At 62.5% G+C, this 25,571-nt stretch carries 25 protein-coding genes; 13 read left to right on the forward strand and 12 right to left on the reverse strand.

The features are described from left to right. Positions 1-24 precede the first annotated feature (24 nt). Positions 25-1,470: a cobyric acid synthase gene (locus G8E03_RS13825; protein ID WP_166193098.1), complete on the reverse strand. Its 1,446-nt coding sequence runs from the start codon at positions 1,468-1,470 to the stop codon at positions 25-27. Positions 1,471-1,515: 45 nt separating this feature from the next. Here G8E03_RS13825 and G8E03_RS13830 point away from each other — a divergent pair, with 45 nt between their 5' ends. Further along, positions 1,516-2,172, forward strand: coding sequence for a cob(I)yrinic acid a,c-diamide adenosyltransferase (locus G8E03_RS13830; RefSeq protein ID WP_166193101.1), 657 nt, complete (start codon positions 1,516-1,518; stop codon positions 2,170-2,172). Positions 2,173-2,335: 163 nt separating this feature from the next. On the opposite strand, the gene G8E03_RS13835 is transcribed toward G8E03_RS13830, so the two are convergent. The 3 genes from G8E03_RS13835 to G8E03_RS13845 all read right to left on the reverse strand — a co-directional run bounded on the left by G8E03_RS13835 (position 2,336) and on the right by G8E03_RS13845 (position 4,405). After that, positions 2,336-2,764 (reverse strand): OsmC family protein, encoded by a 429-nt coding sequence (locus G8E03_RS13835; protein WP_166193104.1) that lies wholly within the window; start codon positions 2,762-2,764, stop codon positions 2,336-2,338. Beyond that, complete coding sequence (locus tag G8E03_RS13840; protein WP_205793140.1) at positions 2,757-3,851, reverse strand: T6SS phospholipase effector Tle1-like catalytic domain-containing protein; 1,095 nt, start codon at positions 3,849-3,851, stop codon at positions 2,757-2,759. Before G8E03_RS13840 ends, G8E03_RS13835 begins: the two co-directional genes overlap by 8 nt. A gap of 107 nt (positions 3,852-3,958) precedes the next feature. After that, complete coding sequence (locus tag G8E03_RS13845; protein ID WP_166193110.1) at positions 3,959-4,405, reverse strand: acyl-CoA thioesterase; 447 nt, start codon at positions 4,403-4,405, stop codon at positions 3,959-3,961. A 42-nt stretch (positions 4,406-4,447) separates the two neighbouring features. On the opposite strand from G8E03_RS13845, the gene G8E03_RS13850 reads away from it, so the two are divergent. Further along, positions 4,448-5,128, forward strand: coding sequence for an HAD family hydrolase (locus G8E03_RS13850; RefSeq protein WP_166193113.1), 681 nt, complete (start codon positions 4,448-4,450; stop codon positions 5,126-5,128). A gap of 84 nt (positions 5,129-5,212) precedes the next feature. Next, entirely contained in the window at positions 5,213-6,049 is an 837-nt protein-coding gene (gene yghU / locus G8E03_RS13855) for a glutathione-dependent disulfide-bond oxidoreductase (protein WP_166193116.1), read from the forward strand. A gap of 30 nt (positions 6,050-6,079) precedes the next feature. On the opposite strand, the gene G8E03_RS13860 is transcribed toward yghU, so the two are convergent. The 3 genes from G8E03_RS13860 to G8E03_RS17605 all read right to left on the reverse strand — a co-directional run bounded on the left by G8E03_RS13860 (position 6,080) and on the right by G8E03_RS17605 (position 8,435). Further along, positions 6,080-6,424 carry an antibiotic biosynthesis monooxygenase family protein gene (locus G8E03_RS13860; RefSeq protein WP_166193119.1) on the reverse strand — a complete coding sequence of 115 codons (345 nt, stop codon included), beginning with the start codon at positions 6,422-6,424 and terminating at the stop codon, positions 6,080-6,082. 235 nt (positions 6,425-6,659) lie between these two features. Continuing rightward, positions 6,660-8,171 (reverse strand): PRC-barrel domain-containing protein, encoded by a 1,512-nt coding sequence (locus G8E03_RS13865; RefSeq protein WP_166193122.1) that lies wholly within the window; start codon positions 8,169-8,171, stop codon positions 6,660-6,662. A gap of 132 nt (positions 8,172-8,303) precedes the next feature. Beyond that, positions 8,304-8,435, reverse strand: coding sequence for a hypothetical protein (locus G8E03_RS17605; protein ID WP_283811445.1), 132 nt, complete (start codon positions 8,433-8,435; stop codon positions 8,304-8,306). A gap of 91 nt (positions 8,436-8,526) precedes the next feature. Between G8E03_RS17605 and G8E03_RS13870 the strand changes: the two genes are divergently transcribed. Then, entirely contained in the window at positions 8,527-9,009 is a 483-nt protein-coding gene (locus tag G8E03_RS13870; RefSeq protein ID WP_166193125.1) for a hypothetical protein, read from the forward strand. On the opposite strand, the gene G8E03_RS17655 is transcribed toward G8E03_RS13870, so the two are convergent. Beyond that, positions 8,976-10,256, reverse strand: coding sequence for an N-acetylmuramoyl-L-alanine amidase (locus G8E03_RS17655; protein ID WP_347340503.1), 1,281 nt, complete (start codon positions 10,254-10,256; stop codon positions 8,976-8,978). The two genes, G8E03_RS13870 and G8E03_RS17655, sit on opposite strands and share 34 nt — an antisense overlap. Before the next feature lie 2 nt (positions 10,257-10,258). After that, positions 10,259-11,281, reverse strand: a complete 1,023-nt coding sequence (locus tag G8E03_RS13880) for a M42 family metallopeptidase (protein WP_166193128.1) — start codon at positions 11,279-11,281, stop codon at positions 10,259-10,261. Positions 11,282-11,473: 192 nt separating this feature from the next. On the opposite strand from G8E03_RS13880, the gene G8E03_RS13885 reads away from it, so the two are divergent. The 4 genes from G8E03_RS13885 (at position 11,474) to cobT (ending at position 15,520) form a co-directional block, all read left to right on the forward strand. Beyond that, on the forward strand, positions 11,474-11,698 hold the full coding sequence (locus G8E03_RS13885; protein ID WP_347340504.1) for a DUF2842 domain-containing protein: 225 nt from the start codon (positions 11,474-11,476) through the stop codon (positions 11,696-11,698). Between the two features lie 76 nt (positions 11,699-11,774). Beyond that, a complete protein-coding gene (gene cobS, locus G8E03_RS13890; protein ID WP_166193134.1) occupies positions 11,775-12,761 on the forward strand; it encodes a cobaltochelatase subunit CobS in 987 nt (328 codons plus the stop codon). Between the two features lie 95 nt (positions 12,762-12,856). After that, complete coding sequence (locus G8E03_RS13895; RefSeq protein WP_166193137.1) at positions 12,857-13,576, forward strand: hypothetical protein; 720 nt, start codon at positions 12,857-12,859, stop codon at positions 13,574-13,576. 75 nt (positions 13,577-13,651) lie between these two features. Then, positions 13,652-15,520, forward strand: coding sequence for a cobaltochelatase subunit CobT (gene cobT / locus G8E03_RS13900; protein ID WP_166193140.1), 1,869 nt, complete (start codon positions 13,652-13,654; stop codon positions 15,518-15,520). Here the strand turns inward: cobT and G8E03_RS13905 are convergent. The 3 genes from G8E03_RS13905 to G8E03_RS13915 all read right to left on the reverse strand — a co-directional run bounded on the left by G8E03_RS13905 (position 15,517) and on the right by G8E03_RS13915 (position 18,076). Continuing rightward, positions 15,517-16,500, reverse strand: coding sequence for a glutathione S-transferase C-terminal domain-containing protein (locus G8E03_RS13905; RefSeq protein ID WP_166193143.1), 984 nt, complete (start codon positions 16,498-16,500; stop codon positions 15,517-15,519). The genes cobT and G8E03_RS13905 overlap by 4 nt on opposite strands. Further along, the gene (locus G8E03_RS13910) at positions 16,497-17,114 is read right to left on the reverse strand and encodes a TetR/AcrR family transcriptional regulator (RefSeq protein ID WP_166193146.1); all 618 of its coding nucleotides are present in this window, start codon (positions 17,112-17,114) and stop codon (positions 16,497-16,499) included. The genes G8E03_RS13905 and G8E03_RS13910 overlap by 4 nt, the downstream gene beginning before the upstream one ends. Positions 17,115-17,221: 107 nt before the next feature. Further along, the gene (locus G8E03_RS13915) at positions 17,222-18,076 is read right to left on the reverse strand and encodes a prephenate dehydratase (protein WP_166193149.1); all 855 of its coding nucleotides are present in this window, start codon (positions 18,074-18,076) and stop codon (positions 17,222-17,224) included. A gap of 169 nt (positions 18,077-18,245) precedes the next feature. On the opposite strand from G8E03_RS13915, the gene G8E03_RS13920 reads away from it, so the two are divergent. The 5 genes from G8E03_RS13920 to G8E03_RS13940 all read left to right on the forward strand — a co-directional run bounded on the left by G8E03_RS13920 (position 18,246) and on the right by G8E03_RS13940 (position 25,557). Then, complete coding sequence (locus G8E03_RS13920; protein ID WP_166193152.1) at positions 18,246-19,682, forward strand: c-type cytochrome; 1,437 nt, start codon at positions 18,246-18,248, stop codon at positions 19,680-19,682. Between the two features lie 201 nt (positions 19,683-19,883). Beyond that, on the forward strand, positions 19,884-21,791 hold the full coding sequence (locus G8E03_RS13925; RefSeq protein WP_240910368.1) for an extracellular solute-binding protein: 1,908 nt from the start codon (positions 19,884-19,886) through the stop codon (positions 21,789-21,791). Positions 21,792-21,797: 6 nt separating this feature from the next. Beyond that, positions 21,798-22,877 (forward strand): microcin C ABC transporter permease YejB, encoded by a 1,080-nt coding sequence (locus G8E03_RS13930; RefSeq protein WP_166193155.1) that lies wholly within the window; start codon positions 21,798-21,800, stop codon positions 22,875-22,877. Continuing rightward, positions 22,874-23,983, forward strand: a complete 1,110-nt coding sequence (locus tag G8E03_RS13935) for an ABC transporter permease (protein WP_166193158.1) — start codon at positions 22,874-22,876, stop codon at positions 23,981-23,983. Before G8E03_RS13930 ends, G8E03_RS13935 begins: the two co-directional genes overlap by 4 nt. Beyond that, complete coding sequence (locus tag G8E03_RS13940; protein ID WP_166193161.1) at positions 23,980-25,557, forward strand: ABC transporter ATP-binding protein; 1,578 nt, start codon at positions 23,980-23,982, stop codon at positions 25,555-25,557. Before G8E03_RS13935 ends, G8E03_RS13940 begins: the two co-directional genes overlap by 4 nt. The last annotated feature ends 14 nt before the right edge of the window (positions 25,558-25,571 follow it).

The raw sequence follows: 25,571 nt of genomic DNA on the forward strand, positions 1-25,571 counted from the left end.
GGGATCGGTCGCCGCATTCTAGCGTCAGCGCGCGATCGCCGCAATCGCGTCGAGGTCCATCGACGCTTCCAAATGCTCGGCCAACCTGTCCAGCACGTCCTCGACCACCTGCGCATAGATCAGGTCGCCCGCCTGATGGCCGAGCCGGGCCAGATATGCCGCACGAAACGCGTCGTGCGCAAACAACCCGTGCAGATAGGTGCCGCTGACCTGCCCATCGGCCGAGGTCGCGCCATCGGGTCGTCCGTCCAGATGCAGCAATGGCCGGTCCGTGTCGGTGCCGGTGGTGTGGCCCATGTGGATTTCGTAACCTGACACCGGCACCTGTCCCCCGGCCATCGTGCCGTGCACCAGTCCCAGACGCTTGACCGGACGCATGGTCGTGTGGATGTCGAGATGCCCCAGCCCCGCGACACTGCCCGCCACGCCGTCCACGCCGTCGGGATCATCGACCACGCGGCCCAGCATCTGATAGCCACCGCAAATGCCCAGCACGTGCCCGCCACGCCGCAGATGGGCCGCGATATCCACGTCCCAACCCTGCGCGCGCAGAAACGCCAGATCGCCGGTCGTGCTTTTGGAGCCCGGCAGGATCACCAGCGCGGCATCCCCGGGCAGCGCCTGACCGGGCGGCACCATCACGACCTGCACACCCGGTTCCAGCTTCAACGGGTCGAGGTCATCAAAATTGGCGATGCGGGCCAGCATGGGAACGGCAATCTTCAATGCCCCGGTCCCGCCCGAGGCGATGCCCAACGCATCCTCCGCCGGCAGTTTCGAAGCCTCCGCGAACCAGGGGATCACGCCGACGCTGGGCCAGCGCGTAAATCGCTCGATATCCGCGACCCCCTCATCAAACAGCGAGACGTCGCCGCGAAACCGGTTCACAGCGAACGCCGCGACCTGTGCGCGGTCCTCCTGTTCCATCACGGCGGCATGGCCTGCAAGCTGTGCGATCACGCCGCCGCGATTGATGTCCCCCATCAGGATCACGGGCACATCCAGCGCGCGGGCGAAGCCCATATTGGCGATATCGTTGGCGCGCAGGTTCGTCTCCGCCGGGGAGCCTGCGCCCTCCACGATCACCAGATCGGCGTTGTTTCGCAATCGGGCGAAGCTGTCCGCCACCGCGGCAAGCAGCTCCGCCTTGCGCTCCGCATAGGCACGCGCCTGCGCGCGGAACGCGACCTTTCCCTGCACGACGACCTGCGCGCCGGTCTCGCTCTCAGGCTTCAGCAACACGGGGTTCATGTCCACGCCGGGCGGCACGCCGCAGGCCAACGCCTGCAAGGCCTGCGCGCGCCCAATCTCACCACCATCGGCGGTAACGGCGGCGTTGTTTGACATGTTTTGCGGCTTGAACGGCATGACCCGCAATCCGCGCCGCACGAACGCCCGGCACAGCCCCGCCACGATCAGCGATTTGCCAACGTCCGATCCGGTGCCCTGGATCATTACCGCCTTGCCCATCGCGTTTCGCCTCCTAGCATTCGTTCAACCCCGAAGGGAGCGACCATGAGCGATCAAGACGAGGGCAATGGCAAGAGCGACACCCCGATGCAACCCTCCACGGGGAATCGGGCGTCCAACACGGATCGGGCCGACAGCGCGCTGGCCCCCGCGCCGCAGCGCAACGCACGCACCGCGCTGCGTGAACAACGCGGCATTCTCATGGTTTTGACCGGCGATGGAAAGGGAAAGAGCACCTCCGCCTTCGGTGCGGTCGCCCGCGCCTTGGGCTGGGGGCACAGGGTTGGCGTCATCCAGTTCGTCACCGGCGAATGGCAAACCGGCGAGCAGAAATTCTTCGCGGACCATCCGCAAGTGGACTGGCACATATCCGGCGCACGGTTCGACTGGTCACATGAGAACAAGGAACAATCGTCACAGGCGGCATTGGAGGCGTTTGCGCAAGGGGCCGCGATGATGGTTTCAGGCGACTACGATCTGATCGTGCTGGATGAAATCAACTGGGCCCTGCATCAGGGCGATCTGGATCCGGGGGCGGTGCTGCACGCCATCGCGGCACGTGACGCTGCATGCACGGTGATCCTGACGGGTCGCAACGCACCCGATTCCGTGCGGCAAGCGGCGGACCTGATTACAGACATGAACGACAGCCGCCATCCCCACGAAGAGGGTCGCGCCGCAGTGCGCGGGATAGAATACTGAGCGTTCTTTGTATAAAACTTGGGCGCGTCGGACTAACTGAGTCCTGCGGCGCTATACGCGCGGGAACCCGCATCGCGGCCTTCGCGGGTTGATCCGCGAAGGCTTCCGTCATCAAGGTTCAGACATGCCGGCGGTGGCCGCGCCGGGCATCTTGCTTCGCCAGTTAGCTCAGCTTTGCATCCATCGTGATCTTGGCCCCGGTCAGAACCTTGGAGACCGGGCAATTTTCCTTGGCCTTGCCTGCGGCTGTCTGGAAATCCTCCTCGCTGGCGCCGGGGATCGACGCCTCGACGTCCAGGTGGATGGTGGTGATCGCGAAGCCGCCATCCTTTTCTTCGAGCGAGACCGTCGCCTTGGTTTCGATGCTGTCAGGCGTCAGATCGCTGTCTCCCAGAATCATGGACAGCGCCATGGAAAAGCAGCTGGCATGGGCCGCGCCGATCAACTCCTCGGGGTTGGTGCCGTCCGCCCCCTCGAACCGGGTGTTGAAGCCGTAGGGTTGATCGTTCAGCACGCCCGTCTCGGTCGAGACGTGGCCCTTGCCCTGCTTGAGATTGCCCTGCCACTTCGCGGAACCAAATTTCTTAATCATGTGTAAACTCCTGATTGGTGTCTGGCACAACGTGCGAAGTGTCCTCCTGTTCCAAGGGAACCGACAGCGCGTGCGCCGCGGCAATTTCCGCACTGGGGCGATAGCCGCGCAAACCGCGGATGCGCGCGCCGACGCTGGGGTGCACCTGCTGCGAGGCGCCGGGCTGAACCAGCCGCTTGATACGAAAGAGAAACAGCTTGGCCGACCCGCGCCAGTTCCCGCCGGACGGCGCCAGCGGATCGGTCGGGAAACGGTCGCGCCAACCCTCCGGCAGCTCGACATGACACCTCTCCAGCCGTTCCAGCATCCAGATCAGCGAAATATTGGCCAGCGGTCGCGCAGGGGGGCTGCGCCAGACATGGCCGCCAACATCGCCGTGATTGCCCGCGAACCACATCTGCTGCATGTTGCCGGGCCAATCGGCCCGAGGCTGCCACAGGATGGGATCATAGGCGGCGCGGGTCTCATCTATGGCCAGCGCGTGATACGCATGGCGCACCCCGTCACCGATCCGGTCGTCATGGAAATCCGTGACCATCGGCGCCAGCCTGTTGAGCAGCGGATAGGGCAGCCCCAGCGCCGACACGGTGTCCCAGACGCCCACCATCTCAATGCAGACATCGCGGTGGCAGTACCGCTCGGAAAAGCGTTTGGCTGACACGCTGCGCCGGGAGGTTTCGTAATAACGGAACGAGCGTTGCACCCGCCGCTGCATCGCGTGTTGCGCCTTGAGCAGACCGACCTGACCGATCCACCCCGCAAGGCTGCGCACCGCATAGGCCCCCCGCGAATAGCCCATCAACACGATCCGGTCGCCCGGACGGTAGCGTGAGGCAAGGGTGGCGTACCCCTCGGCTATCGCTTCGTTGATCCCCAGCCCGGCGGCGGCGGCCAGCCATTTGCTCCACCCCTGCCCCTGCACGCCGGGGTGATAACCGACGGACTGCGCAACCGTTTGCCCCACTTCTTCGAGCAAACGGTAGGTCTGCCCTGCATTCGTCTCATGCCCCTCGATCAGCCGCGAAAACGTGCCGTCGATAATGAAGATATGCGTTCGGGACGGACGCTCTGGCATTTTGGCTGGCATTTTGGCCGGCATTTTATCAGGAATTTTGGCTGGCATCGTGGCTGACATTCTGTCTGATCTTCGGGCAAGGGGCCCCGGCATTGCCCCGGATGCTAGCGGCGCTTCGCTCACGTGGGGGCGGCGCATTCCAGCGTTTGCAGGGCCGTGGCGAAATCCGTCGGCAGCGGCACCGGGCGGCGCGTCCGGGCATCGACATAGACATGGGTGAACCCTGCCTCGGCGGCCGCATCGGTGGCATCGCCACGAAACAGACCAACCTCGTATCGGACCGAGCTGCGCCCGATCCGCGCCACGCGCAACCCCGCATCGACCGGATCGGGAAAGCCCAGGGCCGCGTGAAACCGGCATTCCGAGGCGACGACCAGCCCGATCACCGGCCCGTGCGGCACGATCAGCGTTTCGCTGCGGATGATCCAGGCGTTCACGGCCGTATCGACATATTCATAGAAGACGGCATTGTTCATGTGCCCATAGGCATCGTTGTCGCGCCAGCGCGTTGGCAGACGCTGAAAGACGCGGTAAGCGTCACGGGTCAGGGGGGCCGCCTTGGTCATTGCTACATCCGGCTCGCTCAATTCATTTCGTCAGGACCATCCATGCCGCAAGCCATCATCTTCGACAAGGACGGCACGCTGTTCGGCTTCACCCAGACCTGGGCACCGTGGTGCGTCGATTTGATGCGCGACCTGGGGCGGGATGACGTTCACGCACGCGCCCTGTCGGATGCGGTGGGGTTCGATCTGGACACCGGCACCTATGCCCCCGACAGCCCGGTGATTGCCGGCACGCCGGATCAATCCGCCGATCTGATGCTGCCGTTGCTGCCCGACTGGCACCGCGCGGATCTGATCGCTCACATGATCGAGCGTCCCGTCACGCCAGTGCCCGCCACCGACCTGCTGACCGTGCTGGAGGCGTTGAAGACCCGCAACATTCCCATGGCGATCATGACGAACGATTCCGCTGCTGCGGCGGATGAACAACTCGCCGCCCTCGATCTGGCCCATTACTTCGACGCCATTGTCGGCTATGACAGCGGCCACGGCATGAAGCCGGACGCGGCGCCCTTGCTGGCCTGCGCGCGGCTGATGAACGTGCCGGCGCAGTCGTGCATGATGGTGGGTGACAGTCCACACGACATCAATGCCGGACGGGCCGCTGGAATGCGGACCCTGGGTGTGTTGACGGGTGTGGCGAACGCTGCGTCGCTGTCCGCCGCCGATGCGGTTATCGCGGATATCGGTCTGCTGCCCGATTGGCTGGATACGCAAACCTAGTACACCGTACGCGACACGCCATGTCCGGTTGATCTGCCGCGCCGCGCACACACATGACACCACACGCCAATCGAGGAGCGACCGATGACCGACACCTACACCCCGCCCGAAGTCTGGACATGGGACACGGAAAGCGGCGGAAAATTCGCCAACATCAACCGGCCCATCGCGGGCGCCACCCATGACAAGGATCTGCCCATCGGGGAGCATCCACTTCAACTGCATTCCCTGGCCACGCCCAACGGCGTCAAGGTCACGGTGATGCTGGAGGAATTGCTGGAAAAGGGCCACGCAGGTGCCGAATACGATGCCTGGCCGATCAATATCGGTGAGGGCGACCAGTTCGGCTCCGGCTTTGTCTGGGCCAACCCGAACTCCAAGATCCCGGCCCTTGTGGACCGATCCGGCGACACCCCGGTGCGGGTCTTTGAATCCGGCTCGATCCTGCTGTACCTGGCGGACAAGTTCGATGCTTTCCTGCCCAAGGAGCCGGCAGCCCGGGCGGAAACCATGAACTGGCTGTTCTGGCAAATGGGCTCCGCGCCCTATCTGGGCGGCGGCTTCGGGCACTTCTACGCCTACGCGCCCGAGAAATTCGAATATCCGATCAACCGGTTCACGATGGAGGTGAAACGCCAGCTCGACGTGCTCGACCGACAGTTGGCCGAGCGTCCGTTCATCGCGGGCGACGAATATACCATCGCCGACATGGCAATCTGGGCATGGTACGGCGCATTGGTGCTGGGCAAGCTCTATGACGCGGCGAAGTTCCTGTCGGTTCACGAATACAAGCACGTGACCCGCTGGGCGGAACAGATCGCGGAGCGTCCCGCCGTTAAACGCGGTGTGCGGGTGAACCGCACCTGGGGGGATGAGGACAAGCAGGTGCCGGAACGTCATTCCGCCGCCGATTTCGACTGATCCGACGCACCAGAGTAAGTTGCCCCGGCCTCAGTCGTGTATCGCGCGACTGTCGGCCGGGGCCTGTGCACGCTCGTTCATACCATAATCGCGGATCACCCCGGCGATGCGCAGGCGATAATCGGCGAAATACTCATTCCGCCCGGCCTTCTGCGCGGTTCGGTGCCGCTGAACGTTGCGCCAGCGATCCAGCGCCGCCTCGTCCTCCCAGAAACTCAGCGACAGCAGCTTTCCGGGGGTCGTCAGGCTCTCGAACCGCTCCACGGAGATGAAGCCCTCCAACCCCTCGAACAGATCGCGCATCCCTGCCGCGTGATCCAGATAGGCCTGACGCTGGTCGACCTTGGGCTCGACCTCGAAAATGACTGCCAGCATGGGCTTTTCCCCGTTTTATTCCCCAGAATGCACGACGCCGGATGAACCGCCGCTTTGGTCGTTTCCGTCCGGCGCGCATGTACACGCCAACTGGGCGCGACAACCTGATAAGCTGATAGATTCCGAGAATTGTAAATGGTGCCAAGATTTCGCGGAACGCAGCTCAAGTTTCGTATAGTGCGCGCACGAAAAAGGGGCCGGTCGCCCGGCCCCTTTCGGTATCTATCGCTGTGGCTTAGCCGCGATTTTGCATGATCTGCACGCGGGTTCCGGTTTCGACTTCGAGGTCGAGGTTGGAGTCATATTCCGGCAGTGCTTCCAGTTCGTCTTCCGTGAGGCCCTGAAGGATCAGGCGATCATCGCCGAGCATCATACGGTCCAGCGGAAGTGCGACTTCGGACTCACCCAGCCCCAGGAAACCGCCATGCTCGATGATCGCATACATACGGCCATTGTTGGCGACAACGCGGGCGAATTCGCCCAGATCTTCACCTTCGAGGTTTTCGACGGACATACCGTACAGATCGTCAACAACCACTTCGAACATGTCGCTGTTCGTCGGCTGCGATGCGTCGGTGCGGCCCAGCAGACGGCTGCTTTCCTCGTCCAGCGCGTTTGCATCGGTGGAGTCCATATCGACTTCAGCTTCACCTTCGGTCACAAGACCGGTTTCGGCTTCGCTGTCCATCGCGGACATGTCCTCATCCAAATCGCTCATGGACGCCGCGTCGGTGTCTTCCATATCCAGTTCGTCGGAGAGGGATGCGTCGTCAGCTTCCTCACCATCGCTGAATTCACGGAAGGTAACGCGTGCCTCGCCCAACTGCTGGTAGTCGATGGTCGGCTCACCATCCATCTGGAATTCGACGACCGGATCAGCGGATTCGAAGCGGACGACCGGCTCAGCAGTGTTATAGGTAACCTGCTCGGAATCCGTCTCCTCCTGCGTCAGACGAACCGTGGATTCAGCCTGGGTCAGCTCGAAGTTCTCAACCACATCGGTATCGACGGTATTGCCTTCGCTGTCGATCATCTCGGTGCGCGACTGGATGTAGTCGGCATCGGGATCGATCTCTTCGCCTTCCTCGGCAAAGCGAGCCTGGACGTTGACGTCAAGCTGCGGCTCCTGCTGGGTCACACGGATTGTGGGCTCCGCCATGATGACTTCGACAGTCGGCTCCGCATCGTTGATGTTCACACCGGGACGCGGCATCGTGACGATGATTTCAGGAGCATCCTGCTCGATCGTGATGGTGGGCGTCGGCATCGCGACGGAGATCCGGGGCGCTGCCTGACGGACCAGAATGTCGGCGGCCTGCTGATCGACAGTCACGCTTGTCGGAGTGTCGTTTACAGAAATATCCGCGCCGGACTGATCGACGGCAACGTTCGGCTGCGGAACACGAACCAGCACATCACCCTCGACGATCGCCTGTGTGGTGATCTCGACTTCCTGAGTGATCGTCTCACTGTCCGAGAAGGATTCACGTGCAGTCTCGACATCGCTGTCGCTCTCGCTGGCGGTGATGGAGCCTGCAACCGCAACACGCTCTATATAGACAACGCATTGTGCATCATCGTTGAGCAGTGCGACATCACCAGCATCCTCAAAATCGTCGGACAAGTCGTTACCCGCCTGCTCGAACATGTTGTACAGTTCTGAACAGTTCTCGTTCAGATCCTGTGCCGACGCAGGGGTAATGGCCGTGCCGGCCAGCAGCAATGTGGCGAGTCCGAAATGTTTCATACTTGTACTCCAATAATGAAAAAGTTGCCTCGTTGGTGCTCGTACAACACGCAAATCCGGTAAAGGCTCCGTGATAAATTGTGTTTTCCATCCAGCAGAAAACTATCTCACTTTGAAAAAATGTATTTGATTTCAATCATATTCCCCCATCGCGAGATCAGCGACCTCGCCGATCCGCCAGCTCATGACAAAGCCGGACATGATACCTATTGACATATGCCCCGCACCTGCGTGGCGAATGGAGACATGCGCCACGTCGATCACCTGCGAGGGATGCCGAAATCGCCATCCGTAACGAAAACAGGTGACGGCGCCCGCCGCAGACCGTAACCCTGCCGCGCAGCAGGAGGCACCGATGACCCAGTCAGAAATCATCCACAGTATCGAGGTATCGCCGCTACGCCGCTGGGCGGGGGTCATCGTCACGGCAGGACTGGGGGCCGCGCTGTTGAGCGTCGCGATCCTGTCCCCCCCTTCGTCACCGCTGTCGTTGCTGTTGCTGATCGGCCTTGGCGGCGTGGCATTGTGGCAGTCCCGGCGGCTGGCGCGGGCGGGGCATAAATCCATTCACCTGACGCAGGACGCTCTGATCGACGAGGAAGGCACCGTGCTGACATCCTTGGAGGAGATCGTAAGGATCGACCGGGGGCTGTTCGCGCTGAAGCCCTCGAACGGTTTTGTCCTGTTGCTGCGGGACGCCCGGCCGCGACACTGGGTGCCGGGGCTGTGGTGGCAGCGCGGCCGGCGTCTGGGCGTCGGCGGTACGGCCCACGCGCAGCAGACCAAGAACATGGCCGATATCCTTCAGACCATGCTGGTAGCCCGCGACGAATCCTGACATTTGCGCGCCAGGCAGACGCTGTGCCTGTTGCAGTCGGGATCCTCGACCACGAAATCCACCACCTCGAAACCGTGGCGATCCAGCAGATCGCGATAGGCGTCGGGCGACAGGCTGGCGTGATAGACATCTTCACCGCCCACCTGCCCCCATGTCTCACCGGCGGCGGGGCCGCATGTGAACATCAACGGTCCGCCTGGCGAGAGATGCGCCGCGAAGATCGGGAACATCGCCGCCTGATCGTGGGGCGTCAGATGAAAGAAGCTGTTCCACGCGATCAGCCCCGCAAACTGCCGGTTCAGCGCCAGCCCGCGCATATCCGCCTGAATCCAGTCCTGTTCCGGCATCCGCTGTGCCGCGAGGGCCAACATGGCGGCGGCTCCGTCCACTCCTGTTACGCCACGGCCCCGCGCCGCGAACCATTCCGCGATCGGCGCGCCTGCGCCGCATCCCAGATCGAGGATCGGACCGTCAGGCAGCAAACCCGCGAATTTGGTGAGCCATCCGTCCTCCATCCCGCCACGCGACCGTTTCGCGTCGAAGTGGCGAGCCTGCCGTTCATAGGTGCCGAGAATATCCTCCGGCCCGCGCCGTGCTGTGGCATCGCCCAGCCAGCGCAGGATGAACATGTCCCGCGCATCCAGCGGCAGCCCGCGAGCCTCGGGGCGGTGGCGCAGGCGGATGGCGTCCAGCAGAACCGCATCGGAAGCGTCCGCAGTCCAGCCTGCGTTCCGTGCGGCGCTGCGAAAATCAGCGACCTGCGCCTCCCCCTCCGGCACCCACAGGGCATGGCCTTGTCGGGCCAGCCTGCCCCAGTCGAACAGCGGCCCCGGATCGCTCTTGCGGCCCGGTGCCAGATCGGAATGCCCAATCACATTTTCCTTGGAGATGTTCCAGCGCGCCCGAATGCCGCGCAACAGGTCATCCAGTGCGCGCATCTGAGCATCGGGAAAGGGTGAGGTGCCGTTATTGTCCAGCTCTATGCCGATGGAGTGGGAGTTCACATCGGTGATCCGCCCCCACCGCCCGGCGCCGGCGTGCCAGGCGCGGCGATCCTCCGCGACCAGCTGCGATACATCGCCTTCCCGCCCGATGACATAATGGGCGGAGACCTGATGTTCAGTCGCGCACAAGCGGCAAATCGCGTCCTCCGCACTGTTCATCGCCGTGTAGTGGATGACGACCAGTGAGGGCACCTGCCCCCGCCGGTCGCCATGATTGGGCGAAGGACGTTGCGCGATCCGCAAGCTCAGTTCGCCGCAACCCAGGCGGCGAGGATGTCACGCGCCGCGATCAGGTCGCCCTTGTCGATCATTTCGGTGACCGTGTGGATATAACGGGTTCCCACGACGATGCCGACGGCCCGCGCGCCCGATGCGGCCTGTTGCGCCGCCGCACCGTCCTGACCGCCCGCGGCCAGAATGGTGCGCTGGAACGGAATGTCCTTGCTGCGGGCCAGCGCCTCAATCTCCTCAACCAGGGCGATGTCAGCGATGAAGCTGCCATCCTTGATGTGCATCCCGAAGCCCTTGCCCTGCTCCGTCACCGCTTGCGGTTTCGGAACGCCGGGCGTGTCGCATGACAGCGTGGTGTCGATGCCAAAGCCGATTTCGGGCTGGATCGCATGGGTTGCGGTGCGCGCGCCGCGCAGGCCGACTTCCTCCTGCACGGTGAACACGACGTGCAACTCACATTCATGGCCGCTTTCCTTGGCGGCGCGCAATGCCTCGATGCCCAGCCAGCAGGCAATGCGGTTGTCCAGCGCCTTGGACACGACCTTGTCGCCCATCTCCAGAAATGGCTCGTCCATCACGACGTAATCGCCGACCTGCACCTTGTCGGCAGCGGCCTTACCCAGGCCGATATCCACGAAGAACTCCGAGATTTCGGGGATCTTCTTGCGATCCTCGGGCGAGGCGATGTGCACCGGCTTGCCGCCCGGATTCATCACGCCCTTGATGTCGCCATCCTTGGTGCAGACCAGAACCCGGCGTGAGAACAGGTTGCGGTTGTCGAAGCCGCCAACCGGATTGACGTAGATCCAGCCTTCCTCGCTGATATGGCTGACCAGAAAGCCGATCTCATCCATGTGGCACAGCATCATCACCCGCTTGCCCGGTCCGTTCCGCTTGGCCATCAGGCTGCCCATCGGATCGACGGTAACTTCGTCCACCAGCCCCTCGATCTCGGCCATGATGAGGTCGCGCACGCGATTTTCACGTCCCGGCACGCCGGGGGTTTCACACAGGCGTTTCAGCAGATCGGTATCCATGAGCATTCTCCATCGGGGCCATAAGGGTCTGGGCCGAACATAAGCGTGACGCCAGGTTTTCGCACCCCCGGCAGCGGGGATATTTCGACGCTCCGACCGCATCAAGCGCCCCCAACCGGGTGGCGCGTCCTCACGTCACGTTTCGGCCCCTGTTCAAACCCTGTCCGCGACGCTATCTCAGCGGGCATGAGCATGTCTTACAAATCCCGTCGGCGCTGGTCGATCTTCCTCCTGCTGGTCGGTCTGCCGCTATACGTCCTGGTGGCCTGGGCGATCATGGGCGCCTTGCCCCGTCTGCCGATCCTGATCGAATTGCTGATCTACGCCTTCCTTGGCGTCGCGTGGGCGTTGCCATTCAAGAATGTGTTCAAGGGCGTGGGCAAGGCCGACCCCGACGAAACCGCCGAGACGGAGTGACAGAGGGCCGCGCGGCCTTGCACGAACCGCTGAAATCACCGACAAAGGCGCGATTTTGCGCGCGAGAGGATAAGACATGGCCGACGGAGCGACCCCGATGAACGAGACACCGACCCGCGAAGTTTCCGTGCGCGACGCCTTTGGCATCGACAGCGACATGACGGTCAAGGGATTCGAGGCGGTCAGCGATCGCGTCCCCGAGGTCGATCCGACCTATCAGTTTGACCGCGACACCACCCTCGCCATTCTGGCAGGCTTCGCCCACAATCGCCGCGTGATGATCCAAGGCTATCACGGCACCGGCAAATCCACACATATCGAACAGGTCGCCGCGCGCCTGCACTGGCCCTGCGTTCGGGTGAACCTGGACAGCCATATCAGCCGGATCGACCTGATCGGCAAGGATGCGATCAAGCTCAAGGACGGCGTGCAGGTCACAGAGTTTCAGGAGGGCATCCTGCCCTGGGCGCTGCGCAATCCCACCGCGATCGTGTTTGACGAATACGACGCTGGCCGCCCCGACGTGATGTTCGTGATCCAGCGTGTGCTGGAAAAGGACGGCAAGCTGACGCTGCTCGACCAGAACGAGGTCATCACGCCGAACCCCTATTTCCGGCTGTTCGCCACGGCCAACACTGTCGGTCTGGGCGATACGACGGGCCTGTATCACGGCACGCAGCAGATCAACCAGGGTCAGATGGATCGCTGGTCGCTGGTCGCCACGCTGAACTATCTGCCCCACGATGCCGAAACGAACATCGTGGTCGAGAAGAGCCCGACCTATCAGAATGCGCAGGGGCAAAGGACCATCGCGCAGATGGTCACGGTCGCGGATCTGACGCGGACGGCCTTCATGAACGGCGACATCTCCACCGTCATGTCGCCGCGCACGGTGATCGCTTGGGCGGAAAATGCCCGCATCTTCGGCGATGTCGGCTTCGCGTTCCGCCTGACCTTCCTGAACAAGTGTGATGAGCTGGAGCGGCAGACCGTGGCGGAATTCTATCAGCGCTGCTTTGATGAGGAATTGCCCGAAAGCGCCGCCAGCGTCAGCCTGGGGTGAAGCGTCCCCGCGTCCTGCCGGTGAACGAACGCCCCCGTGCGAGCGTTCCTAGCAGGAGGGTGGCATTTCGGTCGTCCGTGGATGGAGCACCTGACATGCGACGCCTTTACCCTGCCCTTGTGATGCTGGCCCTCGCGCAACCGATGGCCGCGCAGGACGGCCCGCTGATCATAGACGTTCCCAATGCCAACGACGGGCAACGCCCGCCGCTGTTTTCATCCGAAGCGACCGAGCAGTTGGGAGAGGTCCCTGCCACCGGCGGGCCGCGTGTCCTCAATCTGACGAACCCGAATCTGACCCCCATGCAGCGTGAAATGGCCGCCGATCCGATGCTGGCGCCCGTGATCATCGCCCCTGCTGAAACAGATGGCTCCCCGCGAACGATGCCGCCGCTGACACAGATGCGCCGGGACGGTGCCACCCGGATCGAAATGCTGGACCGGTGCGCGGCATTCGAATCCAGTTTAGTGACCATCCTCGCCGCGAACGAGATCAACCCGCAGCTTGCCCACGCCCACCGGCAACGGTTTTCGCAGTTTACCACCGCCGTGATCGAGGAAAGGCTGGCCGCTGGCCTGTCTCAGGAGGCGGCGGAGCGGGAAAGTGGCGATTCCATTCTGGAAGTCGCCCGGCAATACATGACAGAATGGGAAAACGCGCAAACCCGCACGGGGTCGTATTTCGCCACGCCGCTGCGCAGGCTCGATACGCTTGCCTGTGCCCGGCTGATGCAGGGGGACGCCCCCCTTGAACGCCCGTCATTGAGCGAGCAATTGGGACAGGATGATCCGGAAATGTTCGGAACAGATGAATAAGACACTCGCCCTACACAGCGTAGTCGCACAGCGACCCCAGCGCAGCCACCTGATTTTCGACCCGGCGGAGGCCCCATGAAACCCACCGACAACCCCGCCGATCCGTTCAAGAAAGCCTTGGCGGAGGCGACCCGAACCCTCGCGGATGAACCGGAAATGAAGGTCACGTATTCCGTGGACCCACCCGGCTTGACCAACGATTCCGCCCGGCTGCCCCAGGTCACGCGGCGCATGACCCGGGACGAGGTCATGCTGGCACGCGGTGTAGCGGATGCCTATGCGCTGCGCACACGCTTCCACAATTCCGCGACGCATTCGCGGTATTCGCCGCAAGGGGAAACCGCGCGCGACATATACGAGGCGATGGAAACCGCCCGGTGCGAGGCCGTGGGAACCCGCGCGATGCCAGGATGTGCGGGCAATATCGACGCCAAGATCGCGGCGGATGCGAAAAAGATGGGATACAGCGATATAACCGAGGCATCGCAGGCCCCGCTCGCCGATGCGGCCGGATACCTCGTGCGGCATCTGGCAACCGGGCGCGATCTGCCGCCCGGTGCGGCGAACGTGATGGAGCTGTGGCGTGGATTTCTGGAGGGTCAGGCCGGCGGAACGCTGGGCGACCTTGACGATGTGCTTACGGATCAGAAGGCCTTCGCCCGCTTCTCCCGCAAGGTGATCGACGATTTGGGCTATGGTGAGGAACTGGGCGACGACCCCGACGGCTCCGACGACCCCGAGGATGAGGGGACCGAGGCCGAGGAGGAGGAAAACCCCCAATCGCAGGACGATCAGGGCGACGAGCAGCAGGACAGCGACAGTTCCGACGAAACCTCGGAGGAGCAGTCCGAAACCGACCCGGATGCGGCCGAATCCCAAGTTGCGCAGGAGGATGCCGACGACGCGGAAGTGACAGAAGAGGCCCAGATGCAGGAGGGCGAACCGCCCGCCGACACCCCCCCCCCGCCCATCAGCGAGGCGGATCCGGGCTACAAGGTCTACGACACCACCTTCGATGAGGAGATCGCGGCGGAGGATCTGGCCGGGCCGGAGGAGCTTGAACGCCTTCGCGCCTATCTCGATCAGCAGTTGGAACCGCTCAAGGGCGCGGTCAGCCGTCTGGCCAATCGCCTGCAACGGCGGCTTCAGGCGCAGCAGAACCGTTCATGGGATTTCGATCAGGAGGAAGGCGTTCTGGATGCCGGACGTCTGGCCCGAGTGGTGGCGAATCCGACGATGCCGCTGAGCTTCAAGGTCGAGCAGGACACCGAATTTCGCGATACGGTCGTCACGCTGCTGCTGGATAATTCCGGTTCGATGCGCGGGCGCCCGATCTCCATCGCCGCGATCTGCGCGGATGTCCTCAGCCAGACGCTGGAGCGGTGTCAGGTCAAGGTCGAGATCCTCGGCTTTACCACCCGTGCGTGGAAGGGCGGGCAAAGCCGTGAGAAATGGCTGCAAGCCGGTCGCCCGGGAAATCCGGGGCGGCTCAACGACTTGCGCCACGTCGTCTACAAGCGGGCGGATGCCCCCTGGCGGCGGGTTCGCCCGAATCTGGGCCTGATGATGAAGGAAGGCCTGCTGAAGGAGAACATCGACGGCGAGGCGCTGGAATGGGCACATAAACGACTGACGGCCCGACCCGAGGCGCGACGCATCATGATGGTGATCTCGGACGGCGCACCGGTGGACGATTCCACGCTCAGCGCCAATCCTCCGAACTATCTGGAAAAGCACCTGCGCGATGTGATCGCGATGATCGAGCGGCGCAAGCAGGTGGAATTGCTGGCAATCGGCATCGGTCACGACGTGACCCGCTATTATCAGCGCGCCGTCACGATCACGGATGTGGAACAACTGGCAGGTGCCATGACGGAGCAGCTCGCCGCTCTGTTCGAAAGCGACCCCAAGGCCCGGGCCAGGGCTGATCGCCAGCGGCGCTAGCCTTCGAGCACATCGCGGCATCCGGTTCGCGCCAGAAGATCGCGAACCGGATTGCCGAGATCGGCAGAAACGTAGAGGTCGCGCAATCGCGCCAGACATTTCCCCTGCCAGCGAAACGGTGCGCCGCCAAATCTGCCGGAGGCAAGGTCCACGTCGAACCATGTCGCCCCTTTTTCGAGGGCAGCGGCATTCGCTCTGAGAAAAGGCAGATAATCGCCCCCGACGATGGTCAGCAGATCCGTCAGGGCCGATCGGTCCTCCGTCCAATCGCCGTGCAAGCCGGACGCGTCGTCGATCCGCCGCAGCCAGTGCAGAACCTCGGGCGCGGTATCGTGCATGATCTGCGAGGGGCCGGGATCGCTGGCAAGCTGGCTGAGCTGCCCGTACAGGGCGAAATCGGCGAGGCTGGGCCGGGAGCCGAACAGGAAGCCCGTGGCGCAGATCGCGCGCATCGCCCCCAGAATCGCGCGATAGCCCGCCTCGATCGTCGGTCCGTTTTCGGCCGTTGCCCCGACCATCGGCATCCGCCCCATCTGACGGTTGCGCAAGGTTTGGGACAAGGTGCCCGCCATGGGCTGCGCGATTGCGGCGCCAACCTCTGCCGTCAGCCACCCGGTCGCGAAATCGGCGGAGGCCGCATCGCGCCAGCGATACCAGAACATCGCCTTGGTCAGCCATTCGTCGGCCATATCCTCGATCAACGCGCACAGGAACGCGGCATCTGCGGGCGGTAGAACGCTGCGTTGGTTGACGATTTCCTGTTCCAGAACCAATGCGATGGAGGTCGAATCAGTCATGTCCCGCCCCATAGGATGCCGCAGCACGGGCAGCAGAATCGGAGAGACATCAACTTTACGTCCGGTCAGTTGCGGCAGTTCAACGATCCAGTCGAAGGGGATCCTGCGATAGCGCATCAAGGCCCGCGTCTTCATCGAATAGGGTGATGCGGTCAGACCGATCAGCTCGTAGCGTGCGCTCACTCCGCGGCCTCTGCCAGCGGCTCACCACCGGCCAGCCGGAACGCCATATCGACATAGCGCGTCGTGATCGCATCGGGCGGCAAGCGGCCATCATCGCGATACCAGGTGGAGACCCCCGTCATCATCGCGATCATGGCCAGTGTCGTCAGGCGCGTATCCGTGTGGTGAAAAACGCCCTCCGCCGCGCCGCTGATCAGGATTTCCTCCAGGATATGCTCATATGATCTGCGCAGCCGCTCGATTTCCGCGAAATTATCGCAGTCCAGATTGCGAAGTTCCATGTACGAGATGAAAACCTTCTCGGCGCGCAGGATATGATAGTCGATGTGGAACCGCACGAAACGCTCCAGCCGTGCGGCGGCGGGCAGATCGGGATCGGGCGCTTGGGCGGCCCAACTTTCAAGCAGATGTTGCAGATGCCCCCGCATGATATCCTTGAGAAGGCTTTGTTTGTCAGGCGTATAGAGATACAGCGCCCCGGCCTGCACGCCGACCTCCCGCGCGATCTGACGCATGGAGACGGCGGCGAAACCATGGCGCGCAATCAGACGGGTCGCGGCCTCCTCGACCATCGCGCGGGTTTTTTCACCACTCGATCCACTTTTCCTCGCCATGCCCCATATCCTTTGCTGCCCTCACCGTAACTGAACGCGTGTGCAGGTTACAACATTGGCCAGTTAGCGCAGTCGCAGGTTTCGCGGGCGGCAAGCCACGGGGCAACTCATTCCAGCCGGAATTTGCTTTTCGGATAAACTCCGAGGATTTCGAGCGAGGACGTGAAATATTCCAGTTCCTCCAACGCGCGCGCGACGGCGGGATCGTCGGGATGGCCATCCACCTCGGCAAAGAATTGCGTCGCGGTGAAGGACCCGTCGGTCATGTAGCTTTCCAGCTTGGTCATGTTGACGCCATTGGTCGCGAATCCCCCCATCGCCTTGTAAAGCGCGGCGGGGATGTTGCGCACACGAAACAGAAAGCTGGTCATCATCGGTCGAGCGGACGGTTCCGGCATCAGCCCTTCGGGGGCCATGACGATGAATCGGGTCGTGTTGTTCTGCGCATCCTCGATATGGCGGGCCAACAGCTCCAGGCCGTAGATCTCGCCCGCCAGTTCCGATGCCAGGCCGGCCAGCGCGGCGTTGCCCTTCTCCGCCACCGCGCGGGCGGACCCCGCAGTATCGGCACCGGTCACGGGCGTGATACCGTAGGCGTTGAGGAATTCGCGGCACTGGCCCAACAGAACGGTGTGACTCATCGCCTCACGCACGTCCTCCAGCTTCGCGCCCGGTACGCCCAGAAGGTTGATATGAACCCGCACGAAATGTTCGCCCACGATACGCAGGCCACTCTCGGGCAGAAGCTGATGCACATCCGCGACGCGCCCGTAGGTTGAGTTCTCGACCGCGATCATCCCCAGGTCAGCATTGCCTTTGCGGACAGCTTCTATTGCAGCTTCGAAGGTCGCGCAGGGCAAGGGCTCCATATTGGGGTACATTTCCCGGCACGCCTGATGGGAATAGGCGCCCAGTTCGCCCTGAAAGGAGATCAACCCGGTTTTCGTTTGCGTGCCCGTCATTTCATTCGTCCTGCATGGAAAGTCGCGCCGGTAACATGTTGGCGCATGGTCGCGCCTTCTATACCTTGAAAAAGCTGTCGGGGAACGGGTACTACACGCGAGATAGAATTTTCGCGCCCTGCGGTCGCTCCGCTTTGGGTGTGTCAGATTTTCAGGAAGGCACCGTCGCATGGACAGTCTGGAACTAAACAAGATCATCGCAGGCGTTCTGGGCGCCGTGTTGACCCTTCTGTTGTTTTCGTGGGTCGGTGACCTCGTCTACGGCCTGGGTGAAGGCGGGCATGACGAGGCGCACCTCGCCTACGAGATCGCCCTGCCCGAGGGCGACGCCGAAGTCGCCGAGGTCGACGAAGGCCCGAGCATCGGTGAACTGCTCGTCACCGCTTCCGCCGAGAATGGCGAAGGTCTGTTCCGCGCCTGCGCCGCCTGCCACACCGCAACAGAGGAAGCCAACAAGGTCGGCCCCTACCTGCTGAACGTGATCGGCCGCGATATCGCTGCGGTGGACGGTTTCGCCTATTCCGATGCGCTGCTCACAATCGACGGAACATGGACGGCTGAGAACTTCTCCCACTTCATCGAGAACCCGCGCGGCTGGGCGCCGGGCACGAAGATGGGCTATAACGGCATGAGCCGCGCCGGGGATCGCGCCGACATCATCGCCTATCTGGTCGAAGCGTCGGGTCAGACCCTCGAAGACTTCATCGTGTTGCCCGAGGAAGAGCCCGCGACCGAGGAAGCCGCTGTCGAAGACACCGCAACCGAGGATGCAGTCGTGGAAGGCGAGGAAACCCTCGAAGAGACGACCGCCGTCGAAGAAGCGCCGACCGAGGAAGCGCCAGTCGAAGAAGAGTCCGAAGAAGCGGTTGAGGAGACTGCCGATTCCACCACCGATTCCCTGGTGGAGCCCGCCGAGCAAATGATCGAGGGCGTTGATGCCATCGACGGCGAGGCAGCCGTTGAGGGTGACGCCACCGTCGAGGGCGAGGAAGCAACCGAAGCGACAGAAACCGACCAGACGAATGACGCTGAAGTGACCAGCGTTCCGACAGAGGTCGAAGAGCAGTCCGACAGCGCCGAGGTAGAGACCGCTCCCGTCGAAGAAGCCGCGCCGGTAGAGGAAGCTGCACCGGTCGAGGAAGTCGCACCGGCAGAGGAGGAAACCGCGCCGGCGGTGGACGCAATCGAGGAAGAGGAGGCCGCCGCGCCAGCCGCTCCCGCCCCCGCAAGCGAAACCGCATCGGTTGAGGCTGCACCGGTTGAGAGTGGCGCAGCCGACATGCCCGCCTTCATGGCGAATGCCTCCGCCGAGGATGGTGAGCGTGCGTTCCGTGCCTGCCGCGCCTGTCATGTCGTGGAAGAAGGCGTAAACCGCGTCGGACCTTCGCTGTACGGCGTGATCGACCGCGACATCGGCTCCGTCGAGGATTTCAACTACTCCTCCGCCATGGCGGAAAAGGACGGTGCCTGGACTTACGAGAACCTCGACGCGTACCTGACCGCGCCTCGCAGCTGGCTTCCCGGGACCAAGATGGCCTATGCCGGGATGCGTCGTGACCAGGATCGTGCGAACGTCATCGCCTATCTGGAGGCGGCTTCGCAGTAAGCCCCCCGACCGAGCCCCGACCGAGCGAGAGATCGAAGGCCACCCTGCGGGGTGGCCTTTTTCATGCGATACCCCCCGAACGGCGTGACAGTAAGGTCCGGCGATCACGCAGGCTTCATGGCTTCGCGTCTTGCTCTTATCGGTGCAGCGACCTAACCATTGGGACATGGGCAAATCTCCTATCGCGGAAGGCGACACCGTATGATCAGACTTCGACCGAAGCAGATGAATTCACAGGTTCTGACCAGTGACCCTTCAAAGGCGCGGCGATGGATGAGCGGGCTGGTGGCACTTGCGGTGGGCCTGACGCTCACCACGACATCGCTGCGCGCGGAGAGGCATGAGGAGATCATCACCGCGCACGGAATTTCCTCGTTCGGGGAATTGAAATACGGGCCCGATTTCGAGCATTTCGACTACGTGAACCCCGACGCACCTAAGGGCGGGTATTTCACGACATGGGGCCTTGGCACATTTGATTCGTTGCGTCCCTACATCCTGCTGGGCAATGCGGCCAGTTCCGCGAGCATGCTGTACGATTCGCTCATGACAGGTTCGGCTGATGAGCCGGACGCGCTGTACGGTCTGGTGGCCGAAACCATCGAATATCCCGAAAGCCGCGAGTGGATCATCTTCAACATCCGCCCTGAGGCCCGGTTCCACGACGGCACGCCGATCACCGCGCAAGACGTGGCGGATTCCTATCAGGCGCTCTACGAAAAGGGACGCCCGACCTATCGCCTCAGCCTGTTTCGCGATGTCGAGAGTGTCGAGGTGCTGGACGAGCGACGCCTGAAATACACCTTCCGCCCGGATGCGCCGCTGCGCGACATGCCAAGCATGGTGGGCGGCCTGCCGATCTTTCCCTCCGCATGGCTGGCGGAAAACGACTTCGCCGAATCGAGCATGGAGCCTGTTCCCGGCTCAGGCCCCTACAAGTTGCAGGAGACCGACGGCGGGCGTTACATCCTCTATGAGCGGGTCGAGGATTACTGGGGCGCCGATCTGCCGGTGAATGTCGGCCGGAACAATTTCGATCAGCAACGTATCGAATATTACGCGGATTCAACCGTCGCGTTCGAGCAGTTCAAGGCGCTCGGCTATACCTTCCGCGCTGAGAATTCCTCGCGTCTATGGGCAACGGCCTACGACTTCCCCGCGATCCAGAACGGTTGGGTCATGCGTGAGGAACTGATCGACGGAACCCCGACCGGCACGCAGGGCTGGTGGTTCAACATGCGGCGCGAAAAGTTTCAGGACCCCCGCGTCCGGCAGGCCATTGCGATGATGTTCAACTTCGAATGGTCGAACGATTCCCTGTTCTACGACCTGTATCAGCGCACCGACAGCTTCTGGGAAAACTCGTATCTTCAGGCCGAGGGATTGCCCTCGGAGGAGGAACTGGCAGTGCTGGAGCCTGTGCGCGGCATGGTACCCGACAGCGTGTTCACCGAACCCGCCTACACCCCCATCGTGTCCGAGCCGGTGCAGTTGGACCGTCGCGTCCTGCGGCAGGCCGCGGCGTTGATGCGTGAGGCGGGCTATTCGTTGCAGGACGGTGTCCTGGTCAATGAACACGGTGAACCCTTCGTGATCGAATTCCTCAACGACAGCCGCGCGTTCGAGCGGATCATCAACCCCTTCATCCAGAATCTGGAACGCTTGGGAATTCGCGTCGATGCCCCCGTCATCGATCAGGCGCAAGCAGCCGAGCGCGAAAAGAACTTCGAGTTCGATCTGACCGCCCGCCGCTACAGGATGGGTCTGACACCGGGGCAGGAGCTGGTCGGCATCTTCGGCTCTACCTCCGCGAACGAGCCGGACACCTCCAATATCATGGGCCTGCAAAATGAGGGTGTGGACCACCTGATCGAACAGATCGCGCATGCGGAGAACCGTGAAGAGTTGAACGTGCGGGTTCGGGCATTGGACCGGGTGCTGCGCAGCCTGCATATCTGGATTCCGCAATTCTACAGCGGCCGTCACTTCATCGCCTATCTCGATGTCTATTCCCGACCCGAGGTGCAGCCGCCCTTCTCGATCAACACAGATGCGTGGTGGTGGGATGAGGACAAGGCCGAGGTTCTGCGCGCGGCTGGGGTGCTCTGATCCATCATGGGGGCCTATATCCTAAGACGTCTGCTGCTGATCATACCCACCCTGTTCGGGATCATGGTGATCAATTTCGCACTGGTCCAATTCGTGCCCGGCGGCCCGATCGAGCAGATCATAGCCGAGATCAATGGCGAGGGCGGCGTCACCGACCGCATCACCGGCGGTGCGGGTGGCGATGTCGGGCAGAGCGGCGATGTGGACTATCAGGGCGCACGCGGCCTGCCCGCCGATTTCATCGCGGAGCTGGAGGCGCAATACGGTCTCGACAAACCGCCGCTGGAACGGTTCTTCAACATGATGTGGGACTACATGCGCTTCGATTTCGGGGAGAGCTACCAGCGCTCCATCTCCGTTGTCGATCTGGTGCTGGAAAAGATGCCGGTTTCGATCTCTCTGGGATTGTGGTCCACGATGATCGCCTATCTGATCTCGATCCCGCTGGGCATTCGAAAGGCGGTCAGGGACGGATCACGCTTCGACACCTGGACCTCGGGCATCATCATCGTTGCCTATGCTATCCCGGGTTTTCTGTTCGCGATCATGCTGCTGGTCCTGTTTGCGGGCGGTTCGTATTTCCAGATTTTCCCCGCACGGGGGCTGACCTCGGCCAATTTCGATCAGCTGAGCCTGGTGGGAAAGGTGCTCGACTATTTCTGGCACATCGCCCTGCCGGTGACGGCGACGACGATTGCCAGCTTCGCCACCCTGACCCTGCTGACCAAGAATTCGTTCCTCGACGAGATTCGCAAGCAATACGTGATGACCGCCCGCGCCAAGGGGCTGGGCGAACGGCAAGTGCTGTACGGGCACGTGTTCCGCAATGCCATGCTGATCATCATCGCGGGTTTTCCAGGGCTGTTCCTGTCGGTCTTCTTTGCCGGTAGCCTGATCATCGAGACGATTTTTTCGCTCGACGGTCTGGGACTGCTCGGCTTTCAGGCTGCGGTGGGGCGCGATTATCCGGTGGTGTTCGGGACGTTGTTCTTCTTCGGTCTGGTCGGTCTGATCGTCGGTATCCTGTCGGATCTGATGTATGTCCTCGTCGATCCGCGCATTGATTTCGAGAGCCGGAATACATGACACTCAATCCCCTGCAAAAACGACGCATCGCGGCGTTCAGATCGAACCGTCGCGCCTTCTGGTCGCTGTGGATTTTCCTCACCCTGTTCGTCCTGTCGCTGTTCGCTGAACTGATCGCCAACGACAAACCGCTGGTCGTGTCCTTTCGCGGGGAAATCAGCTTCCCCGTTTTCGCGGGCACCTATGAGGAATCGGATTTCGGCGGCGATCCCGGCCTGAACGTCGATTTCAAGGATCAGGCGATCCAGTGCCTGATCCGCACCGGCGGGATCGAGGATTGCTATTACGAGCCGGAGGAGATTCTGGCCGAGGCCGAGAGCGGCACCGTCGCAGGTGCCCCGATCGAGGCAGGCTGGATCGTCTGGCCCCCGATCCCCTATTCCTTCGACACCGTAAACGACGACGTGTTCCGCGCGCCCAGCCCACCCGACGCGAATCACTGGCTGGGCACCGACGACACGACGCGCGACGTGCTGGCGCGCGTGATTTACGGCGTGCGCACATCACTGTTGTTCGCCATCGCAACGGTTGGAATATCGTCCGTCATCGGCATCGCGGCGGGGGCGATCCAGGGCTATTTCGGCGGCTGGACGGACCTGTTGTTCCAACGCTTCATCGAGATCTGGGGCGGGACACCGTTTCTCTATGTCATCATCATCGCGGCTGCGATCTTCACCATGAATTTCTGGCTGCTGGTCGGCCTGATGTCGCTGTTTTCATGGACTGCATTGGTCGGTGTGGTGCGGGCGGAGTTCCTGCGCGCCCGCAATTTCGAGTATGTCAGGGCGGCACGCGCGCTCGGCGTCAGTGACCGGGTCATCATGTTCCGCCACATCCTGCCGAACGCGATGGTGGCGACGGTGACGTTGATGCCGTTTCTGATCACCAGTTCGATCAGCGGGCTGGCCACGCTCGACTATCTGGGCTTCGGCCTGCCATCCAACTACCCCTCGCTGGGGGAGCTGACATTGCAGGCGAAGGAGAATTTGCACGCAAGCTGGCTGGGCTTCACCGCGTTCTTTACCTTCGCGATCCTGCTGTCGCTGCTGGTTTTCGTCTTTGAAGGGGTGCGGGACGCGTTCGATCCGCGCAAGGTGCTGGCATGAGTTTGCTGGAAGTCGGTAACCTGCGCGTGTCCTTCGGCGAAATGCAGGCGGTCAAGGGCGTCAGCTTCGCAGTCGAGGCGGGGGAAACGGTCGCGCTGGTCGGTGAATCCGGGTCGGGCAAATCGTTGACGGCCCTGTCCACCGTCGATCTGCTGCCGGATGTGGCGACGGTCGAGGGCTCCGTCACGTTTCAGGGGCGCGAAATCATCGGTGCCAGCGACAAGACCCTGCGTGAGATTCGCGGCAACGAGATCAGCTTTATCTTTCAGGAACCCCTGACCTCGCTCAACCCGTTGCACACGCTGGAAAAGCAGTTGGGCGAGAGCCTCGCGCTGCATCAGGGGTTGAGCGGTTCGGCCGCGCGCAAGCGGATCATCGAATTGCTCGACCGTGTGGGCATCGTGAGCCCGCAAGAACGGCTGAACAGCTATCCGCATGAATTGTCGGGCGGACAGCGGCAGCGTGTGATGATTGCGATGGCGCTGGCCAATGGGCCGAAGCTGCTGGTCGCGGATGAGCCGACGACCGCGCTGGACGTTACCATTCAGGCGCAGATTCTCGACCTGCTCAAGACGCTGCAACGCGATGAGGGGATGGGCATGTTGTTCATCACCCATGACCTGACCATCGTGCGCTCCATCGCGGATCGGGTCTGCGTGATGAAGGATGGTGTGATCGTCGAAACCGGGCCGACGCATCAGGTTTTCGACGATCCGCAACATGATTACACGCGCAAGCTGTTGGGGGCGGAGCCATCGGGCGCCCCTGCCCCGATCCCCGACGATGCACCCGAACTGGTGCGGACCGAAGATCTGCGCATCTGGTTTCCGGTCAAGACGGGCCTGCTCAAGCGGACCACCAGCCATGTGAAGGCCGTGAACGCGGCCACGATCCGCCTGCGCGCGGGGGAAACGCTGGGCGTGGTCGGGGAATCAGGATCGGGCAAGACGACGCTGGCCCTGGCGGTCATGCGTCTGATCTCCTCCGACGGGCCGATCGTGCTGCTGGGGCGGGACATTCAGGGGCTCAAGAACCGGGCGCTGCGCCCCGTGCGCGCCGACATCCAGATGGTGTTTCAGGACCCGTTCGGCTCCCTCTCACCCCGGATGAGCGTGGTGGAGATCGTGGCAGAGGGTCTGGGCGTACACGGCACCACGGCCAAGGCGGATCGGCGCCAGCTCGTCGCGGACATGTTGGAGGAAGTCGGGATCGACCCCGCCGCGATGGACCGCTACCCGCACGAATTCTCCGGTGGCCAGCGACAACGCATCGCCATCGCGCGGGCGATGATCCTGCGGCCCAAGGTCGTCGTGCTGGATGAGCCGACCTCGGCGCTGGACATGACGGTGCAGGTACAGATCGTGGCATTGCTGCGCGATTTGCAGGCCCGCTACGGCCTCGCCTATATCTTCATAAGTCACGATCTGAAGGTCGTGCGCGCGATGAGCCACCGCGTGATGGTGATGAAGCGCGGCGATGTGGTGGAGGAAGGCGACGTCGCCACGATCTTCGACCGCCCACAACATCCCTATACCCGGCAGTTGATGAGCGCTGCGCTAAAGGGGCATCTCTGACGGGATGCCCCTGC

Origin of the sequence: Pontivivens nitratireducens (assembly GCF_011290545.1) — a bacterium.
Classification (GTDB): Bacteria; Pseudomonadota; Alphaproteobacteria; order Rhodobacterales; family Rhodobacteraceae; genus Pontivivens; species Pontivivens nitratireducens.

Coding starts and splice junctions, on each gene's coding strand:
- G8E03_RS13930 (WP_166193155.1), top strand. CDS start 21,798: ATGGGGGCCTATATCCTAAGACGTCTGCTGCTGATCATACCCACCCTG.
- G8E03_RS13915 (WP_166193149.1), bottom strand. CDS start 18,076: ATGACGGGCACGCAAACGAAAACCGGGTTGATCTCCTTTCAGGGCGAA.
- G8E03_RS13895 (WP_166193137.1), top strand. CDS start 12,857: ATGCGACGCCTTTACCCTGCCCTTGTGATGCTGGCCCTCGCGCAACCG.
- G8E03_RS13925 (WP_240910368.1), top strand. CDS start 19,884: ATGATCAGACTTCGACCGAAGCAGATGAATTCACAGGTTCTGACCAGT.
- G8E03_RS13865 (WP_166193122.1), bottom strand. CDS start 8,171: ATGAAACATTTCGGACTCGCCACATTGCTGCTGGCCGGCACGGCCATT.
- G8E03_RS13830 (WP_166193101.1), top strand. CDS start 1,516: ATGAGCGATCAAGACGAGGGCAATGGCAAGAGCGACACCCCGATGCAA.
- G8E03_RS13860 (WP_166193119.1), bottom strand. CDS start 6,424: ATGCTGGCAGTCATTTTCGAGGTCGAGCCCAAGGTCGACCAGCGTCAG.
- G8E03_RS13850 (WP_166193113.1), top strand. CDS start 4,448: ATGCCGCAAGCCATCATCTTCGACAAGGACGGCACGCTGTTCGGCTTC.
- G8E03_RS13825 (WP_166193098.1), bottom strand. CDS start 1,470: ATGGGCAAGGCGGTAATGATCCAGGGCACCGGATCGGACGTTGGCAAA.
- cobT (WP_166193140.1), top strand. CDS start 13,652: ATGAAACCCACCGACAACCCCGCCGATCCGTTCAAGAAAGCCTTGGCG.
- G8E03_RS13940 (WP_166193161.1), top strand. CDS start 23,980: ATGAGTTTGCTGGAAGTCGGTAACCTGCGCGTGTCCTTCGGCGAAATG.
- cobS (WP_166193134.1), top strand. CDS start 11,775: ATGGCCGACGGAGCGACCCCGATGAACGAGACACCGACCCGCGAAGTT.
- G8E03_RS13880 (WP_166193128.1), bottom strand. CDS start 11,281: ATGGATACCGATCTGCTGAAACGCCTGTGTGAAACCCCCGGCGTGCCG.
- G8E03_RS13840 (WP_205793140.1), bottom strand. CDS start 3,851: ATGCCAGCCAAAATGCCAGAGCGTCCGTCCCGAACGCATATCTTCATT.
- G8E03_RS13910 (WP_166193146.1), bottom strand. CDS start 17,114: ATGGCGAGGAAAAGTGGATCGAGTGGTGAAAAAACCCGCGCGATGGTC.
- G8E03_RS13935 (WP_166193158.1), top strand. CDS start 22,874: ATGACACTCAATCCCCTGCAAAAACGACGCATCGCGGCGTTCAGATCG.
- G8E03_RS13845 (WP_166193110.1), bottom strand. CDS start 4,405: ATGACCAAGGCGGCCCCCCTGACCCGTGACGCTTACCGCGTCTTTCAG.
- yghU (WP_166193116.1), top strand. CDS start 5,213: ATGACCGACACCTACACCCCGCCCGAAGTCTGGACATGGGACACGGAA.
- G8E03_RS13835 (WP_166193104.1), bottom strand. CDS start 2,764: ATGATTAAGAAATTTGGTTCCGCGAAGTGGCAGGGCAATCTCAAGCAG.
- G8E03_RS13870 (WP_166193125.1), top strand. CDS start 8,527: ATGACCCAGTCAGAAATCATCCACAGTATCGAGGTATCGCCGCTACGC.
- G8E03_RS13885 (WP_347340504.1), top strand. CDS start 11,474: ATGTCTTACAAATCCCGTCGGCGCTGGTCGATCTTCCTCCTGCTGGTC.
- G8E03_RS13920 (WP_166193152.1), top strand. CDS start 18,246: ATGGACAGTCTGGAACTAAACAAGATCATCGCAGGCGTTCTGGGCGCC.